This window comes from Streptomyces lacaronensis (assembly GCF_047337785.1).
Taxonomy (GTDB): domain Bacteria; phylum Actinomycetota; class Actinomycetes; order Streptomycetales; family Streptomycetaceae; genus Streptomyces; species Streptomyces lycopersici.
The window spans coordinates 12,076,385-12,092,924 of sequence record NZ_JBLHDK010000003.1 but is presented as its reverse complement, the minus strand read 5'-3'; the positions used below and the strand labels follow the sequence as shown (position 1 = coordinate 12,092,924).

Sequence of the window (16,540 nt, the reverse complement as noted above, 5' to 3'; positions counted from 1 at the left end):
CCCTTTCATCCTGGAGGTGTTCGGGGTGTGGGCAGGGCGGTTGATCCCGGTATCACCTGGATGGACGTCGGCCTCCACGGGCCGGGGATGCTGCGGTGGCTCCTTCCTGGCGAGTGCGCCATTCCCGACGCCCGGCGCCGTCACCCCGCCGGGGCCTGAGCGGCGGTCAGCTCCTCCTGCGGCTGCGGACGCCGAGTTGGGGCCGATACGGCGGGCGCTGTCAGTGGGCGCGTGCACGCTGAAACTGATGGGCACTCACACCGAGGACTGCGACGGGTCGATATGGCGGGGCACCCCAACGCCCCGCTGACGCCGGAAGGGCGTCGCCGATTGTGCGAGCGCGTGGACGCCGGACGTCCGATCGCGCACGTCGCGGCGGAAGCCGGGATCTCCCGCCGCTGTCTGGCCAAGTGGTATGCCCGCTGGCAGGCGCACGGCGAGAACGGGCTACTGGATCACTCCTCCCGCCCTGCCACGAGTCCGGCCCGCACAGCTGAGGACATCTCGGACCTGGTAGAGGCGCTGCGGCGGCAGACCAAGCACGGGCCCGCCCGGCTCGCTGCCGACCTCAAGCGCCTGCACGGCGTCATGCTCGCGCCGGCCACCGTGCACCGCATCCTCGTCCGGCGAGGACTCAACCGGCTCCGGGACCTCGACCCGCCCACCGGCGAGCAGCTGCGCGAGGTCATCCGCTACGAGCACGAACACCCCGGCGACCTGGTCCACGTCGACATCAAGAAGCTCGGGCGCATCCCGGACGGCGGCGGCTGGCGGATGCACAGGGTCGGCACCGATGCCGCTCGCGCCTCCAAACGCATTGGTCCCGGCACCGGCAAGGTCGGCTACACCTACCTCCACACGGCGATCGACGACCACTCCCGGCTCGCCTACACCGAGGCACTGGAAGACGAACGCGGGGTCACCGCGGCGGCGTTCTGGCACCGTTCCGTCGAGTTCTTCGCCGCTCACGGCATCACCCCGATTCAGCGTGTCCTCACCGACGACGGCGCCTGCTATCGGTCCCAGACCTGGGCCGACGCTCTCGCCGTGACCGCCGCGAAGCACAAGCGCACGCGCCCCTACACCCCCAGAACCAACGGGAAGGTCGAGCGCTTCAACGGCACCCTGTCCCGCGAGTGGGCGTACGTCCGCGACTATGCCTCCGAGCACGAACGCCGCGTCGCCCTCGCCGACTTCCTGAACTACTACAACCACGAGCGCCCGAACGCCGCGCTCGGCGGCCGACCGCCAATCAGCCGGACCCCTGGCAGCGACCGCCGCGTCACCTTCGACCAGCCGCCGGAACCGATCAACACCTTTCCGGAGCAGCTGACGTTCGAGGACCTCCTGTAACCAAGGTCCTGCGACACCACAACTAGCGGGCAGCCGGCGACTACCTCGCCCGCCGCAACCCCCGGCACCTGGTACATGCGGCTCGAGACCCCCGATGACTTCAGCACCTCCACAGCGGCCCTCGCCGACTACTTTACGGCTGTGCTCGACTGAGCGCGGGCAGGCGGCTCGGTCAACCGCCTCTTCTGCACCGGCTTTACCAGCACCAATACGGATTGGACCGCCCGGCACCGGCAGGACACCCGCGACTTGCACAGCTACGGCATGGGGGAAGTGACCTGGCCGATCACAGTGGACCTCATGAGCATGGCCAGCATGGACACCAGCGTGGTGTTCCTCGCCCGCACAGTCGGCAACCGCGTCCAGGGCATGCGCGTAGAGGACAGCAAGCCCACCTCGTACTTCAAGTCCCATTTCCACCGGCACTGGGGAAACGCCAAAGAAGTACCGCGCGCACCAGCCCCTCGACCTTACGAACCCCGTGTGGCTTCCCGCTCGCTACCGGCGGGCAGCTCTTCCACCAGTGCCGGGACTGCCCGCAGACGGTCGCACGAGGGCGACCGCCGACAGGACGAACCCGCCGACGATGGCGCCCACGCGGACGTAGTGGAAGCGGTCCCACCGGCCGAGCCGCCGCCGGTCCGCCGGGATGTGGCCGTGATGACCACCGGCGCCCGCGGTCGGTCCCCCACCTGGAAGGACCGACAGCGCTCCGAGCACGACCGGGCCGAGGCGCCAGAACGGCATGATCCGGCCGAGTACCCGGCGCCGTCGCTACGGGCCGCCGAACCGCCGTCCCGCGGGAGCCGGGCGAAGATCGGGTTGGCGAACACGGCAACCGCCGGCTCCACACCCACCAACAGTCCGACCGCCACGCCCGGCGCGGAGACCACGGCGGGCGGGTGGCCCCTCCACTCCGGCTCAGCGGGCGGTGTAGGCGCCGTCGACCAGGTGGTAACTGCCGTGGATGAAGGACGCGCGATCGGAGAGGAGGAAGGCGACCAGGTCGGCGACTTCCTCGGGGCGGCCCAGCCGGCCGGTCGCGTGCAGCGCGGTGAGGCCGGCGTAGGCATCCTGGTCCATGGCCTTCAGCGCCGGTGTCTCGATGAAGCCGGGGCCGACCGCGTTGACGCGGACGCCCTTGTCGGCGTACTCCAGCGCGGCGGACTTGGTCAGTCCGACGACACCGTGCTTGGCGGCGACGTAGGCGGAGGAGCCCGCCCAGCCGACCGAGCCGAGGATGGACGCGACGTTGACGATGGCGCCGGCCCCGGCGGCCAGCATGGCGGGGATCTCGTAACGCATCGAGTAGAAGACGCCGTCCAGATCGGTGCGGACGACCCGGTTCCAGACTTCGATGTCGTGCTCGCCGACGGGCATGCCGTCGGCGCCTATGCCCGCGTTGTTCACCGCCAGGTGCAGGGCGCCGAAAGTGTCGACGGCGAACCGCACGGCGGCCTCGACCGAGGCGTGGTCGGCCACGTCCACGCGCACCGCGGCGGCCGTGAGGCCTTCCGCCTCCATCCGCTCGACGGCCTCCTCGGCGCCTTCCAGGTTGTAGTCGGCGATGACGAGGCGGGCGCCGCCGTGGCCCAGCCGGTGGGCGATGGCGAGGCCGATGCCCGAGGCGGAGCCGGTGACGAGTGCGGTCTTGCCGGCGAACTCGGTGGCGTACTCGGCGGGTTCTGTGGTGCTCACGGTACTCACTTTCTTCGGGATGAAGCCGGGGAGGATCAGCCGTTGGGCAGGATCACGGCGCGGCCGTTGATCTATCCGTCGGGCAGCCGCTCGTGGGCGAGCGGTGCCTCGTCGAGGGGAAGGGCTCGGTGTGGGCGGAGAGGACATCCGCCCTGGCCAGGCCGAGCACCTCGATGAACTCGGCACGGCTGCCCCGCAGGGAGCCCAGACGGCGGACACGGCCGTTGCCGGACACGATCAGCCCCGGCCAGAGCCGATCTGATCGGTGAGCGCGTCGTAGGCCCGGTCCACCCATCCGGTGAGGCTCCCGGCATCCCGGTGCTCCTCGCGCGCCCAGCCGCACAGGGCCGCGGTGAGCACCCCCGCCGCGGCCCCCACGACGACGGCCGGGCGCAGGTCCCGTGCGGGGTCCGTGCCGAGCCGGTCGGCGATGATCGCCACGGACTCGCCCTGTGCGTCGACCCGGATCCGCTCGTACGCGGCGAACAGTGCCGGCTCGGTGTCCACGAGCCGGAGCAGCGCGCGCCACCGCTCGGCGGCAGCCGGGCCCAGCGCATCACGGGCGGTGAGCCACTCCCCGACCGCATTGCGGTAGGCGAGCAATGGCGGCTCGTCGGCCGGACGGGCACGCAGGGCGGCGTTGATACGGACGCCGTCGGCGCGGGTGGCGTCCAGGGCCGCGTCCTCCTTGCCGTTGAAGTGGCGGCTGAAAGTGCGGCGGGTGACGTCGGCACGCTCGGCGATCTCCTCGACGGTGACGGCCGTAAGACCACGCTCCAGGATCAAATCGAGCGCCGCGGCCGCCATCGCCTCCCGGGTCCGTCGGGCCTTTCGCTGCCTGCGGTCCTCCGTCGGGACCATGCCGCCGTGGTGAAGCGTCGTCGCCGTCATGGCTTCACCATAACCCACACACGTCCCCATGGGACATATGATTCAGCGAGACTCATGTCTCGCCGGGACATTCATGGAGGGGTTGCTGGAACCCACATGGGTCCCCCACGCCGCGACCAACCGGCTATGAACACCACGCGCTATGCGGCCCGGTCCGCCCGCAGCGACGACAGAACCCGCGCCAATAACGCCCATGGCAACGCGAGCCCGCCTCACCAGGCCTTTCTGGAGCGCACTTCAGCCGCCCCGGGCCGCGGTCGCTCAGCCGTCGGACACCACGGCCCGTCCGTAGGGCACCAGGCGGACCGGCCCGACCAGGCCGTACCGCTGCCGCTCGGCGGCGCGGAACTCCGCGGGGCGGACGGTGCGCAACCGGTTCAGCAGCGTGGCGGCCACCTCGACTTCGATGGTGTTCTCGCCGTGCCGCAGCAGGCCCCTGGAGGTCCACCACGCCCGTCGCCTGGTCCACGGGGCCCAGCGCGGTGCCGTTGACGGTGACCCGGCAGGTGTTCGAAGACCTCTCCCCAGTGCGTGCCGAGTGCCGGTGGCTCCGGTCCAGCCACAACCCAGCCGCACGGTGGTGCGGTAACGCCCGACGCCGGAGACGTCCTCCAAGCCGGAGATGTCCGGCCATGCCGCTAGGGCGCCCAGGTCCAGCCGGTGGTCCACCGTGACATGGCAGTCGGGCGAGCTCCCCGGCCGGCAGTCCGCCACCCACAGCGACCAGCGGTCCAGGACCAGCGGCGCGGACAGCTCACCGATGCGCGCGAGGAACTTCCACCGCCCTTCGCTCAGCATGGTCTCGCGAGCGCCGGGGCGGGTGTCCACCACCTCCAGGACACCGTCCGTGAAGCGGGCCGCCTCGGCATCGGTGCTGATCGCGTGGACGGGCCCGGCGCCGCGGGCGAGCGCGACGAGCGCGGTGGCTCCGGGCGCCAGGGTCCCGTCGCCGCGGTGGACGGCCACCGGCCCGACCTCGCCGGTCCAGGCGCCGAGCGGGTACGGGGTGGCCTTCGCCCAGGGCGAGGCGATGGCGACCTCGTGGTCCACCGCCTCGGTCGCCGAGCCGTTGGCGAAGAAGTGGTAGGCCACGTCCCGCGCCGCCCGGTGGGCGTGCAGCAGCGGCGAGCGCGCCGCGTAGGCCACATCGGGCCGGATGCCCAGGTCGTCCAGGGCCGCAGGTGTCAATTTCCGAAGTCGCTTGCGCGGGTGTCCGAAGTCGTGTGCGCAGCGGTCACATGAACAGAAGCTGTGGAAAGCACAGCAGGACCAGCGTTACTGATCTCGGCTCGTTAGGGTGATGTTTGCGGAACATCCTGATGTGGGTGTGGTGTTGTCGGTAGTCCGTGGTGCGTGAGATATGCGGATGGGGGCGGGCTGACGCCTGCAGCACGGCGGCGCCGGGAAGCGGTGCGGATACAGGCGGCGGAGCTGTTCGCTCAGCAGATCAAACCGCCCGAGGTGGCCCGGCAGCTGCGTGTGAGTGTGAAGTCGGCTTACCAGTGGCAGCGGTTGTGGCGGCAAGGTGGTGCCGACGCGCTGCTTTCGCGAGGGCCGAGCGGGGGCCGGTGTCGCCTGTCGCCGCGCTGTCTGGAAAAGCTCGCCGGGTATCTCGAGCAGGAGCCGGCCGCGCACGGCTGGACGGAGGACCAGGTGTGGACGGCTGCACGGGTGGCCACGCTGATCGGCAGGAAGTTCCACGTCTCCTACAGCGTCTCGGGCGCGACGAGGTTGATGCGCCGGCTCGGTTTCACTCCGCGGATGCCCGCACGCAGGGTGGCCGAGCGCGACGAGCAGGCCGTGACCGGCTGGAAGGAGGCGACCTGGGGGGAGGTAAAAGGGCCCGGGCGGCCTGCGGGGGCTACATCTGCTTTGAGGACGAGGCGGGCTTCACCCGCAGGCCGCCCAAAGGACGCACCTGGGGCCGGCGAGGCCACACCCCGGTCGTCACCGTCAGCGGACGACGCTCGGGGCGCCTGTCGGTGGCCGGGCTGATCGCCTGGCGCCCGGGCTCCCGCACCCGGCTGTGCCACCGCCTGCTCACTCACCCCGCGGGCAAGGGCACGCGACGCAGCATGAGCGAGCGCGACTACATCGCCCTTCCGGACGGCGTCCACCAACTGGTGAAGGCACCCGTCGTGCTGGTGTGGGACCGGCTCAACACCCACGTCTCCAAGACGATGCAGGAGCTGGTTGCTGAACGTGAGTGGCTGACGGTGTTCCTGCTTCCTGCGTACTCGCCCGATCTGAACCCGGTCGAGGGCGTGTGGGCACACGTCAAACGCAGCCTGGCCAACCTCGCCGTCGTCGCTCTCGACCGCCTGGAGAAGCTCGTGCGCAACCGGCTCAAACGCCTGCAGTACCGACCCGACACCCTCGATGGGTTCATAGCCGGGACCGGCCTGCCCCTGGACACCCCCACATCACCCTAACGAGCCGAGATCAGTAAACGCTAAGCTTAGCGCACGCTTACGTACCGACGGGCCGTCAACGTGCAGGCCGGTCACCACGCGGCGCGGTCTACCTGTGTGGTACTGCGCCCCCGTGTGGTGTCAGTTGAAGTCGACGCGGTGCTCCTCGCACCACTGACGGAACGTCCGCGGGGCGCTGCCCGTAAGGTTCTGCACGTCGTCGGCAAGAACGCCGGAGCGGCCGGCACGGAACAGCTCGTGGAGGTTCTGCAGGCCGCGGGCCTGGCTTTCGGGGGTGCCTCGCTCGATATTGACCTCGGCGAACTGCTCTGGTGTGACGGATACGAATTCGATGTCGCGGCCCAGGACATCGGCGAGGATCTCCACCTGCTCCTTGGCGCTGAGCGCCTCGGGGCCGTTGAGGATGTAGCCGTGACCCTCGTGGCCGCTCTGGGTCAGAACCGTGGCAGCGACGCGCGCGATGTCATAGGGGTCGATCGGGGAGGTCAGGCCCGGGTCGGTCGGGTCGTAGACCTTGCCCTCGCTGTCGATGCTGTTCTTCCACCACAGGGCGTTGGACGACAGGGTGTTGGGCCGCAGGTAGGTGATCGCGATCCCCGAATCACGGAGCACCTCGTCGCGGGTGTTGATCATCTCGCCGATGATCGGGCGAGGGTGAATGACGGTGCCGATCGAGGACAGCACCACGATCCGGTTCACCCCGCCGGCCTTGGCGGCGTCCACGACGTTCTGTGCCTGCGCGGGCAGGGGGGCGGCCTGCATGAAGAAGACGACGTCGACTCCCTCGGACACCTTGTGGAGAGCGGCGGTGTCATCGAGGTCGCCGATCGCGATCTCGGCCGCATCCGGGAGCTGGGCCGCCTTGTCGGGATTGCGGATGTAGGCGCGGACGTCGTGTCCGCCGTCGACGAGCTGCTTGACGAGCTCACTGCCGACGTTTCCGGTGGCTCCGGTGACGAGAATCATGCGTGTGGTTCCTTTGCGAAGTGGGTTGCTTACCAGGGGAGTTCGCCAGTGCGGTCGGCGTACGTGCCGCTGGGACCGTCGGGACCGGCAAGAGCGAAGTTGACGATGGCGTCCGTGCCGTCATGGATCGAGTGGCCCTGGTTGCCGCTCAGCTCGGTCGAGGTCTGACCGGGGTCGGCGGCGTTGATGTGGATGTGGGGCAGCAGCCGCGCAAGGCGGGCGGTCATCATGTTGATCGCCGCCTCCGACGCCGCGTACGGCACGGTGGCGGCGCGGGACTCGATGCGGTCCAGGTCGTGGAAGAGCGCGAACGAACCGAGGCCGCTGCTGACATTCACGACTCTCGGATTGCTGCTCTTTTCCAGCAGCGCGGGGTGGTCGCGGCTCTGGTCCTGGTTCTCATGCGAGGTCGATTACGACCTTGCCGTGCACGTGCCGGCCTGCCTGCAGCTCGACGGCGGCGCGGACCTCGTTGACGGGGAAGGTCGCGGCGATCGGCACTCGGAGTCGGCCCTCCGCGGCCAGACGGGCGATCTTCTCGATGGCGCCGGGGGCGGCGTTGGCGCCGTTGGCCGGCGTGACGCCGTCCACAGCGGCGGCGATCGTGGCCATGCGGGCGTCCGGTACGCCGAGCTCGCGTGCCACCGCGATCGTGTCGGTGCCGTGCAGGTCCATGGCCGCGGTGATGCCGTCGGGAGCCAGCTCGCGGAGTCGGTCGGCCAGGCTCTCGCCGTAGGTTACCGGCTCGGCTCCCAGTGCCCGCAGGGCGTCGGCCGAGGCGGCCGATCCGGTCCCGATGACTCGCGCGCCGGCGAGGCGAGCGAGTTGGACGGCGAACACGCCGACCCCGCCTCCAGCGCCACCGATCAGCAGCGTGTCAGACGGGCCGGGGTTGACGATGGCGAGTGCGGCGGCGGCCGTGCATCCCGCGATGGCCAGGGCGCCAGCGATGCGGTCGTCGAGGCCGTCGGGCGTGTGGTGCGCGTCGCCGCCCTTGCCGATGTGACCGGGGGCGTCCACGACCACGTAATCGGCGACGCTTCGTGAGAAGGCGCCGCCGAACACACGGTCTCCAACGTTGAACTCGCCGACCCCGTCGCCGACCTCGTCCACGACGCCCGCGTAGTCGTTCCCGAATCCGCACGGCAGGCTCAGCCCGAAGCGGGCGGCAGTGTCTGCGTCGGAGGTCATGAACCAGTCCATAGGGTTCAGCCCGGCCGCGATGACCCGCACGCGGATCTGGCCAGGGCCGACGTCTGGGACGGGCACCTCGCGCAGGTCGAGGGCTTCAGGTCCTCCGAACGAATCGACGAACTGGACAGCCCTGCTGGTGTTGGTCGACATGCTCATGCTGGTCTGACTCCTCGAGAAGACTAGGAACGGAGAAACGGACTATGATCCGTTTCTCAAGACCGTAACACAACCGGAGCGTGATCCGTTTTGAAAGTGACACCCTCACCACCCGCGCCCCGGGCGGACGCCGCACGCAACCGCAAGCACCTCCTCGAAGTCGCCACCCGCGTCTTCATGTCCGCGGGCACCGAACCGTCACTTCGCGAAATCGCGCGCGAAGCCGGAGTCGGCATCGCCACGCTTTATCGGCACTTCCCCACCCGAGAAGCCTTGGTCGCCGCGGTCTACGCCGACCAAGTGGCCCGACTCACCGAAGGCGCCCGCGAGCTCCTGGCAGCGCTCCCCCCATCCCAGGCGCTGCGGCGCTGGATGAACCTCTTTGGGGATTGGATCGCGACCAAAGACGGCATGCTGAACACGCTGCTCGCAATGATCGAGTCCAACGAGCTCGCCCACGACCAGACCCACACCGACCTAATCGCCGCGATCGACGGCATCCTCCGCGCCGGACACGCGACCGGAGAGCTGCGTACCGACGTCACCGCCGAAGACCTCGCCGCCCACCTGATCGGCATTTTCACCGTAGCCCCTCTGCCGGAGCACCGTGCCAGAGCCGATCGCCTACTGGACACCCTGATGCACGGCCTCCGCCCCAAGCCTTGAACCGATCGTCACGCGTCGTTGAGTGCGTGACGCATGCGCCATGGGGCATGCGTGCCGCCCCCGGTTGCGCAGCGGGACTACGTCATTCGTGTCCTCAAGTCCTCTACACCCTGGATTGGGAAGAGCCCGTTTTCCGGTTCGAAGTCATCGCCGGTGCCGATCCACAGCATTCCGTCGGGGCCGATCACGAGGGGGCCACCATGGTGGCGGTCCGCTGTCCGGATACCGTCGAGCCGGACACGGCCGACGGCGAGCGAGGCGTAGTCGTCCGCGATCGTCAGCGCGACGATGCGGTTCTCCTCGGCCCCCGACACAGAGGCGAACACGGTCCGGTCGTCGTTGAACGTGGAGGACGCGACGATTCCGGGCAACCCTCCCTCGGAGGACACATCGACGTCGGGCACGACACCTACAAGGGTCGCGTCACCTCCGCGAGCGGGCACTCTCAGGATCTCACCCGTGGTCCTCTCGGAGACGAGTGCGGATCCGTCGGGAAGGAACGTCAGCCCCCATGGAGCCTCAAGTCCGGTGGTGAGGACGGTCGTTCTCCCTGGGGTCGCGAACGATGTGGCCGCCGGAGCTCACCCGTGCGCCCCGGCCGTGGCGACGGGGTAGAGTCCGGCGCCGCGAACCCGGCCAGCGTGATGACGGCGAGCAGCGCCGCCGTGGCGGGTGCGCACCTCACTCGGGGTTCACGCCTCCCCCGGTTCATCGCTTCAACTCCAGAACCTCCTCGAAGCCGAGGCGGCGGACGAACGCCTCACGAGTGAGGTCGCTGAACGCCATCACATGGTCGACGCCGGCACGCGCGGCATCCACGACGGAGCGAAACGGTTTGCAGCCCTCGGGAAGCGTCAGGATTCTGGCGACCTCGTCGGCGACACTCTGCGGGTCGGCCGGGCGCTCCGGGTGGAAAAGTCCATCATGCGCTTCGTTGGTACGCGCCACCAGCGCGTCCAAGTCAACGTACGCAGCAGTCACCTGAGCGTCACTGGCCCGACTCGCCCCGGAGAAATGGTTCGTGCCGTGCGGGATGGCACCCGGCATGACGATCGAGGTCTCGATCCCGAACTGCGACACTTCGTAGGAGGTGACCACGGCCAGGGCGTCGAAGGCGGCTTTCGACGCCACGTACGGGCCGAGGAAGGGTGGTGTCGTGACGAGGATCGTGCTGCCCACGTACACGAGAGTTCCAGAGCGACGTCCTCGCAGATGTGGGAGGGCCGCTCGGTTGACGCGGTGAGCACCCACGGCGTTCACGTCGAGAAGACGAGTGAGGTCGTCCTCGGTGAATGCCTCGGTGTACCCCACGAAGAGGTGTCCGGCGTTGTGCACGACGACATCGAGGTGTCCGGCCTCATCGATGACTCGCTGCACTGCCGCATCCGCCGAGGCTTGCGAGGTCACGTCGAGTCCGGCGATACGCAGGGATCCGGGCCGCGAGGCGGCGAACTCCCCCAGCTGGGACGCAGCGGCGGCGTCGCGTCCCTCCGCATCGCGCATCGTCGCGTACACGGTGTGGCCTTGCGAGAGCAAGGTTTCGGCTGTCGCGCGTCCGATGCCCGTGGAGGTTCCGGTGATCAGTACGGTGCTCATCAAGGGCGTGTCCCCGCTCACGCGGCACCGCCGTTGACGTACAGCACCTGACCGTTCACCCACCGGGTGGGGCCGGCGAGATACGACACCATCCCGGCGATGTCCTTCGGTGTGCCCAGTCGTTCCATTGGGTTGGCCGCGGCGATGCCGTCGATCTGCTGCTGGCTCTTCCCCTCGAAGAACAGCGGCGTAGCGGTGGGGCCGGGGGAGACGGCGTTGACCGTGATATCCCGTCCGCGCAGCTCGCGGGCAAGGATGAGGGTGATCGCCTCGACCGCCCCCTTGGACGCGGCGTACGCGCCGTATCCGGGGATCTGCAGGCGGGCAAAAGGGGGAGCATCGCAGGGACAAGGCGGGCAGGACGGCAAAAGCGATCCGGTCCGGGCCGAACGCCGGCGCATCCGCTTACGACGGCGGGCCCGGCTGAAGGCCGCCCTGCTCGGACGGTCGCGCGGCGGGCTGACCAGCAAGATCCACCTGGCTGCCGACCGGCGGTGCCGACCGATGGCGCTCCTTCTGACCGCCGGACAGGCCGCCGACAGCCCGCAGTTCATCCCGGTTCTGAGCAAGGTACGGGTCCGTCTGCCGGTCGGCCGTCCCCGCACCCGGCCGGCTGCCGTGGCCGGTGATAAGGCCTACTCCTCCCGCGCCAACCGAGCCCATCTGCGCAAACGCCGCATCAAGGCAGTCATCCCGGAGAAGAGGGACCAGGCCGCCAACCGCAGGAAGAAAGGCAGCCGGGGCGGCAGGCCCGTCACCCACAATGCCGATCTCTACCGCGACCGCAACACGGTCGAGCGGGCCATCAACAGGATGAAGGACTGGCGAGGCATCGCGACCCGCTACGACAAGACGCCCGAGAGCTACCTCGCCGGACTCCATCTCCGCGCAGCGACCATCTGGATCAGCAGCATCCTGAAAGCCCAATGATCACAACTGGAGACAGTCCCTAGGGGCCGTCGGCGATCGGTGTCGACCGTCTATGGTCGAAGAACTGACGTTCGCGGGCAGTGATTCGGCTCGTGCTTGTCGGGCCCCGTTGTCACCGGCCGGATGATGGGAGGGCGTCAGTGTTGACGGTCGTCAGGTCCATGCCCATGAGGATGTCCGCGCGAGCGTAGTAGTCGTCGACGGGGAGATCGTCCTTGGTGATGCGGCGGAACCCTGCCCGTTCGTAGAGGTGGATGGCGGGTTGGAGGCGGGAGTTCGTACCAAGGAACAGCCGCCGCCCGCCACGTGCGGCGGCATGTTCGACGGCTGCGCGGATCAGAGCGTTGCCTATTCCGTGTCCCTGCGCCTCGGGGGTGACGCCCATCTTGGACAGCTCGAAGACATCACCGGGGTAGGAAAGCAAGGCGATGCAGCCGACCCGTGCGTCATCGTCTGTGCGCGCGATGAGCACCGCCCCGCCCGGCGCGATGATCTGACCCACAGGATCGTCGAGCACGCGGCGGTCTTCGTCTGTGAGTGCGAAGAGCTCCGAGATCCACGCAGCGTTGATCCGCTGAAACGCCTCAGCGTCCTCGGCGTCGGTGAGCGGTGTGATGTGGACAGTGTCGGAGGTGGCGGCCATTCATCTAGCATGCCGGTCCAGAATTCAGATGTCTAAGACGAATGAACCAAGGGATCGATAAGATTGGAGAATGGATTCTCGGGTCGAACTGCGTCTGCTGCGGTCCTTCAGCGTCCTGTCTGGTGAACTGCACTTCGGCCGTGCCGCGCAGCAGCTTCGTATCGCGCAGCCGGCACTGTCTCAGCAGATCCGCCAACTTGAACGGGCGGTCGGCGTCACGCTGTTCGAACGGACGTCCAGATCGGTCGCCCTGACTCGGGCTGGGAGTGTCTTCGCGGCGCGGGTGCGCGATCACCTGCAGCGAATCGAGGAAGACATCGAGGAAGCGCGACGTGTCGACAGGGGAGAGTCCGGCCGAATAGACCTCGCATTCATCTCTTCCGCCGCGCCGGTCGTGGCGACGATCACACGATGGATCGCCGGCGAACGCCCGGGCGTGCCTCTCGACCTCCACGAGGGTACGACCGAGAGCGTGCTCGACCACATCGAGCGCGGCACCGCGGACCTCGGGATCGTCCGCGATGCCGAGAATCGGCCGGGCATCACCCTCACCACGGTGCGCGTCGAGGGCTACGTCGCCGTGCTTCCTCGCGGTCACGCACTCGTCGAAGAAGCCCAGGCCACGGCCGCGGACCTCGCAGGCTCACCCCTTGTGCTATTTCCGAGGACGGCAGGGTCTCTCGCCTACGCGCGGGCGCTTCAGCCGTTTCGGGAGATGGAGGTCGAACCCGTGATTGCCTTCCATGCATCCCAGTGGAGCAGCATCTTCCAACTCGTCGCCGCAGGCACGGGCACGACCATCGCCCCCGAGAGCGCGGCTGATCAGGTTCCCGCCGGCGTGGCGGTGGTGCCGCTCGGCGGAACGGACACTCGAACGCTCGTACAAGTGGCGCACCGGGCACACCAGACGCATCCCATCGTCCCCACCCTCATCGATCTCCTGCGCACGGAATAGGTCAGACTCGCTCCTTGCGGGCACGGAGGTGTCCTCGTCGTCGCGGTAGGTGGAGAACTGCAGTCTCGTCCCTCAGCTCATGAAGAGATCGATGCTCATCGCGCTACTCCCACGAGCCGGCCGCCGCGTCGACCGTGTCAAGGCCAGCGTGCACTGCTTCCCGCGAGGGCTGATAGATCGACTTGTGGCTGATACTCCGGCACTGGGCGGCGGTGATCTTCTGCAGCGATCAGCACATAGTTCAGTCGGGCGAGGGCCTCGTCCCGCAGTTGACTGAGTCCGACAGGGGTTCTGTGCGCGGTCCTGCTGATTCGGTCCGATGGAGCTGCGGCTGCCTCAGACCGCTGATGAGCAGGGTCACGACTTCTCGCACGTCGTAGTCCGGGTCGTGTGGGCTCCAGGCGACGAGGTCGCCGACGGCGCGGAGGAGGCGGTGGGCCGAGATGGGTGCGACCACCTCACCTGATGCGCGGGCCGCGTCGAGCAGGTCGGCCAGGACCGGCACGAGGCGGTCGAGGAACAGAACGTGCAGGGCGGTGAACTCGTCGGCGTCCCCCTCCCAGACTCGCGCCAGTCCATGTTTCGTTCCGAGGAAGTCGACGAACAAGTGCACCCAGTGCAGGGTCGCTTTGAAGGGACTCGGTGTGGACGCCAGAAACTGCGGTCCGGCCTGTGCGCACTCCTCGATCTGATGGTGGTACACCGCGACCACCAGATCCGAGCGGGTCGGGAAGTGCCGGTAGAGCGTGGCCACGCCTACTCCGGCGGCCGCAGCAACCTCGCGGACCGGCGCGTCGACCCCCGATGTGGCAAACACCACAGCGGCGGCCTCGAGTAGCGCCCGCTGATTACGCTCCACATCCCGGCGTCGCCGAGGCGCGTCGGTCGCGCGGGTTGCATTCCTGGGGGAGCTCACCGCCTCATCATCGCACGCCCCTCGCGTGTGCGGAACATTGATCCGGTTCGGCTTGAAGAACGGATCCGCGTTCCGTATTGTTGCGGAACGACGATCCGTTTTGGGTCGTCCTTGTCCGTGACCATGGAAGGACTCTCGTGTCTCTCGTTGAGGCAACTCCCCGTCCCGCCGCTCAGGTCCTGAGCGTGCGGCCGGTGATTCTCCCCGCCCCGGCTCGTGGCGACGATCTGCAGGTACGCATCACGGCACCGGCCGCGGGCACCGATCTGCCTGTCATCGTCTTCGCCCATGGCTTCGGTCAGTCGATGACTGCGGGCGACCCGTTGGTGGACTATTGGGCCGCCAACGGATTCGTCGTGGTGCAGCCGACCTTCCTCGACTCCACGACCCTCGGTTTGACGCCCGCCGACCCGCGCTACCCGACGATCTGGCAGACCCGGATCGACGACCTTGTGCAGGTCATCGACGAGCTGGACACCGTCATCGCCGCGGTCCCTGGGCTGACCGGTCGTGTCGACACTCACCGCCTCGCGGTTGCCGGACATTCCTGGGGCGGGCAGTCAGTCGGGATGCTGCTCGGGGCGCGCGTCATCGGCGCGGACGGCCAGTCCGGCGAGGACCGCACCGACGCCCGCGTGAAGGCCGGGGTCCTCCTGTCCACGACCGGAATCTCACGTGGGGACCTCACCCCCTTCGCGCAGGCGCACTTCGCGTTCATGAGCCCGGACTTCACCCGCCTCGCGACGCCCTCGATCGTCGTCGCCGGCGACCAGGACCAGTCACCGCTCTCCACCCGCGGTCCCGATTGGTTCACCGACGTCTACCACCACAGCCCTGGCGCTCGACACCTCGTCACCCTCCATGGCGGCGAGCACACGCTCGGCGGCATCCAGAACTACAACTCGACCGACACCACCGACGAAAGCCCCGAGCGAGTCGACCTGGTACGACGCACCACCACGGCGTTCCTGCACACAGCGCTCGGGATCAACGAAACCGCCTGGTCCGACGTGGCCGCTACCTCCGTCGAGCCCATCGGTCACATCGACTCCAAGTAGACCCCACCACCCCCGCCCCACACAGATCTCGATCCACGCAAGGACGCCACTGTGACAACCAGACAACACCCCATCGGCAGCGGTTTCACCGCCGCCTCCACCGCGACCGATGTCCTGGCCGGGGTCGACCTCAGCGGCCGCGAGGTGATCATCACCGGCGGGCACAGTCGCCTCGGTCGCGAGGTCACCCGTTCGCTTGTCACCGCAGGGGCTTCGGTGACCGTAGCCGCCCGTGACCCGCAACGAGCCGCAGCGATCCTCACCGACATCACCAACGCCGACGACATCAACGGTCTGGGCGGCGTCCAGGTGAAGCGGCTTGACCTCGCCGACCCGGCCTCGATCGAGGCCTTCGCGCAGAGATGGCAGAAGGCCGACCGGGCGCTCCACGCGCTGGTGAACAATGCCGCGATGCTCTTCGCCCCCGAGCGGCGTCTCGACGCACGCGGGAACGAGCTCTCGTTCGCGACCACCCACCTTGGCCACTTCCAACTCACCCGGGCACTCCTACCCGCCCTCCGGCTAGCCGGGAGCGCGCGAGTGCTCACCACCACCTCCGGCGCCGCCCGATTCGGCTCCATCCGATGGGACGACCTGTCCTTCCGCAGCGGGTACGACGCGGGCGCGGCCTACGCCCAGTCCAAGTTGGCCAACGTCCTGTTCACCGTCGAGCTCGACCGTCGGTACGCCGATGACGGCATCCGTGCGTTCGCGGCGCACCCGGGAGTGGTCATCGGCCCCGGACCGCACGCCCCCAGCGCAGTTGCGAACTACCGCGCGCAGGGCCTCGTCGACGACGACGGCGGAACGGTCATCGATCCCGCAGCCGGCAAGAAGACAGCCGAACAGGGCGCCGCGACTCTCGTCTTCGGCGCAGTCAGCCCGCTCCTCGACGGCACCGGCGGCGTCTACCTCAAAGACAGCGACATCGCCGTCCTAGACAACAGCGAACGCCTGCTCACCCGTGACAGCATCCCCTCCGACGCGAACGCGGCCATGCTCGACCCGGAAGACGCCCGCCGACTCTGGACCATCACCGAGCGACTGCTCGTCCCATGAACCGCTGCGCTGGGGGCGTGTGTTTGA

General features: G+C 68.6%; 16 protein-coding genes and 3 pseudogenes. 7 read left to right on the top strand and 12 right to left on the bottom strand.

Features of this window, described 5'->3' with window-relative positions:
• Window positions 1–282 precede the first annotated feature (282 nt).
• Window positions 283–1,353 (top strand): IS481 family transposase, encoded by a 1,071-nt coding sequence (locus ACMTAK_RS51920; protein ID WP_413812654.1) that lies wholly within the window; start codon window positions 283–285, stop codon window positions 1,351–1,353.
• Window positions 1,354–2,274: 921 nt separating this feature from the next.
• Here the strand turns inward: ACMTAK_RS51920 and ACMTAK_RS51915 are convergent.
• The 4 genes from ACMTAK_RS51915 to ACMTAK_RS51900 all read right to left on the bottom strand — a co-directional run bounded on the left by ACMTAK_RS51915 (window position 2,275) and on the right by ACMTAK_RS51900 (window position 5,130).
• Window positions 2,275–3,060, bottom strand: a complete 786-nt coding sequence (locus tag ACMTAK_RS51915; protein WP_413812653.1) for an SDR family NAD(P)-dependent oxidoreductase — start codon at window positions 3,058–3,060, stop codon at window positions 2,275–2,277.
• Between the two features lie 43 nt (window positions 3,061–3,103).
• Window positions 3,104–3,286 (bottom strand): hypothetical protein, encoded by a 183-nt coding sequence (locus ACMTAK_RS51910; protein ID WP_413812652.1) that lies wholly within the window; start codon window positions 3,284–3,286, stop codon window positions 3,104–3,106.
• A gap of 2 nt (window positions 3,287–3,288) precedes the next feature.
• The gene (locus ACMTAK_RS51905; RefSeq protein WP_413812651.1) at window positions 3,289–3,942 is read right to left on the bottom strand and encodes a TetR/AcrR family transcriptional regulator; all 654 of its coding nucleotides are present in this window, start codon (window positions 3,940–3,942) and stop codon (window positions 3,289–3,291) included.
• Between the two features lie 261 nt (window positions 3,943–4,203).
• Entirely contained in the window at window positions 4,204–5,130 is a 927-nt protein-coding gene (locus ACMTAK_RS51900) for a hypothetical protein (RefSeq protein ID WP_413812650.1), read from the bottom strand.
• Between the two features lie 165 nt (window positions 5,131–5,295).
• On the opposite strand from ACMTAK_RS51900, the gene ACMTAK_RS52770 reads away from it, so the two are divergent.
• Window positions 5,296–6,374 (top strand): IS630 family transposase gene (locus ACMTAK_RS52770; RefSeq protein WP_461773838.1). Its coding sequence is split into 2 segments (ribosomal slippage): window positions 5,296–5,797 and window positions 5,797–6,374, totalling 1,080 coding nucleotides; the frame shifts between segments, so codons are not numbered across the junction.
• 120 nt (window positions 6,375–6,494) lie between these two features.
• Here the strand turns inward: ACMTAK_RS52770 and ACMTAK_RS51885 are convergent.
• The 3 genes from ACMTAK_RS51885 to ACMTAK_RS51875 are packed head-to-tail and all read right to left on the bottom strand — an operon-like array spanning window position 6,495 to window position 8,690.
• On the bottom strand, window positions 6,495–7,340 hold the full coding sequence (locus tag ACMTAK_RS51885; RefSeq protein WP_413812649.1) for an NAD(P)H-binding protein: 846 nt from the start codon (window positions 7,338–7,340) through the stop codon (window positions 6,495–6,497).
• 29 nt (window positions 7,341–7,369) lie between these two features.
• Complete coding sequence (locus tag ACMTAK_RS51880) at window positions 7,370–7,705, bottom strand: SDR family NAD(P)-dependent oxidoreductase (RefSeq protein ID WP_413813254.1); 336 nt, start codon at window positions 7,703–7,705, stop codon at window positions 7,370–7,372.
• Between the two features lie 34 nt (window positions 7,706–7,739).
• Window positions 7,740–8,690, bottom strand: a complete 951-nt coding sequence (locus tag ACMTAK_RS51875) for an NADP-dependent oxidoreductase (protein WP_413812648.1) — start codon at window positions 8,688–8,690, stop codon at window positions 7,740–7,742.
• 96 nt (window positions 8,691–8,786) lie between these two features.
• Here ACMTAK_RS51875 and ACMTAK_RS51870 point away from each other — a divergent pair, with 96 nt between their 5' ends.
• Window positions 8,787–9,356, top strand: a complete 570-nt coding sequence (locus ACMTAK_RS51870) for a TetR/AcrR family transcriptional regulator (protein ID WP_413812647.1) — start codon at window positions 8,787–8,789, stop codon at window positions 9,354–9,356.
• A gap of 77 nt (window positions 9,357–9,433) precedes the next feature.
• On the opposite strand, the pseudogene ACMTAK_RS51865 reads toward ACMTAK_RS51870, so the two are convergent.
• From ACMTAK_RS51865 to ACMTAK_RS51855, 3 genes and pseudogenes are all read right to left on the bottom strand, one after another.
• A pseudogene (locus ACMTAK_RS51865) lies at window positions 9,434–9,868 on the bottom strand (PQQ-dependent sugar dehydrogenase); the annotation flags it as partial.
• Between the two features lie 196 nt (window positions 9,869–10,064).
• Complete coding sequence (locus tag ACMTAK_RS51860; RefSeq protein ID WP_413812646.1) at window positions 10,065–10,952, bottom strand: SDR family oxidoreductase; 888 nt, start codon at window positions 10,950–10,952, stop codon at window positions 10,065–10,067.
• Window positions 10,953–10,969: 17 nt separating this feature from the next.
• A pseudogene (locus tag ACMTAK_RS51855) lies at window positions 10,970–11,275 on the bottom strand (SDR family oxidoreductase); the annotation flags it as partial.
• On the opposite strand from ACMTAK_RS51855, the pseudogene ACMTAK_RS51850 reads away from it, so the two are divergent.
• Window positions 11,157–11,882, top strand: a pseudogene (locus tag ACMTAK_RS51850) (IS5 family transposase); the annotation flags it as partial. The pseudogenes ACMTAK_RS51855 and ACMTAK_RS51850 overlap by 119 nt on opposite strands.
• 112 nt (window positions 11,883–11,994) lie before the next feature.
• Here the strand turns inward: ACMTAK_RS51850 and ACMTAK_RS51845 are convergent.
• The gene (locus tag ACMTAK_RS51845) at window positions 11,995–12,525 is read right to left on the bottom strand and encodes a GNAT family N-acetyltransferase (RefSeq protein ID WP_413812645.1); all 531 of its coding nucleotides are present in this window, start codon (window positions 12,523–12,525) and stop codon (window positions 11,995–11,997) included.
• 70 nt (window positions 12,526–12,595) lie between these two features.
• On the opposite strand from ACMTAK_RS51845, the gene ACMTAK_RS51840 reads away from it, so the two are divergent.
• Window positions 12,596–13,480, top strand: coding sequence for a LysR substrate-binding domain-containing protein (locus ACMTAK_RS51840; protein WP_413812644.1), 885 nt, complete (start codon window positions 12,596–12,598; stop codon window positions 13,478–13,480).
• A 241-nt stretch (window positions 13,481–13,721) separates the two neighbouring features.
• Here the strand turns inward: ACMTAK_RS51840 and ACMTAK_RS51835 are convergent, their stop codons facing one another.
• Window positions 13,722–14,339 carry a TetR/AcrR family transcriptional regulator gene (locus ACMTAK_RS51835; protein WP_413813253.1) on the bottom strand — a complete coding sequence of 206 codons (618 nt, stop codon included), beginning with the start codon at window positions 14,337–14,339 and terminating at the stop codon, window positions 13,722–13,724.
• 251 nt (window positions 14,340–14,590) lie between these two features.
• On the opposite strand from ACMTAK_RS51835, the gene ACMTAK_RS51830 reads away from it, so the two are divergent.
• Together ACMTAK_RS51830 and ACMTAK_RS51825 are read left to right on the top strand one after the other, a co-directional pair.
• Window positions 14,591–15,454, top strand: a complete 864-nt coding sequence (locus ACMTAK_RS51830) for an alpha/beta hydrolase family protein (RefSeq protein WP_413812643.1) — start codon at window positions 14,591–14,593, stop codon at window positions 15,452–15,454.
• Window positions 15,455–15,505: 51 nt separating this feature from the next.
• Window positions 15,506–16,513 (top strand): SDR family NAD(P)-dependent oxidoreductase, encoded by a 1,008-nt coding sequence (locus ACMTAK_RS51825; RefSeq protein ID WP_413812642.1) that lies wholly within the window; start codon window positions 15,506–15,508, stop codon window positions 16,511–16,513.
• Window positions 16,514–16,540 lie beyond the last annotated feature (27 nt).

Bases quoted from the DNA above. Each gene is read 5' to 3' on its own strand.
- ACMTAK_RS51920 (WP_413812654.1), top strand. From the start codon at position 283: ATGGCGGGGCACCCCAACGCCCCGCTGACGCCGGAAGGGCGTCGCCGA.
- ACMTAK_RS51905 (WP_413812651.1), bottom strand. From the start codon at position 3,942: ATGACGGCGACGACGCTTCACCACGGCGGCATGGTCCCGACGGAGGAC.
- ACMTAK_RS51885 (WP_413812649.1), bottom strand. From the start codon at position 7,340: ATGATTCTCGTCACCGGAGCCACCGGAAACGTCGGCAGTGAGCTCGTC.
- ACMTAK_RS51875 (WP_413812648.1), bottom strand. From the start codon at position 8,690: ATGAGCATGTCGACCAACACCAGCAGGGCTGTCCAGTTCGTCGATTCG.
- ACMTAK_RS51860 (WP_413812646.1), bottom strand. From the start codon at position 10,952: ATGAGCACCGTACTGATCACCGGAACCTCCACGGGCATCGGACGCGCG.
- ACMTAK_RS51845 (WP_413812645.1), bottom strand. From the start codon at position 12,525: ATGGCCGCCACCTCCGACACTGTCCACATCACACCGCTCACCGACGCC.
- ACMTAK_RS51840 (WP_413812644.1), top strand. From the start codon at position 12,596: ATGGATTCTCGGGTCGAACTGCGTCTGCTGCGGTCCTTCAGCGTCCTG.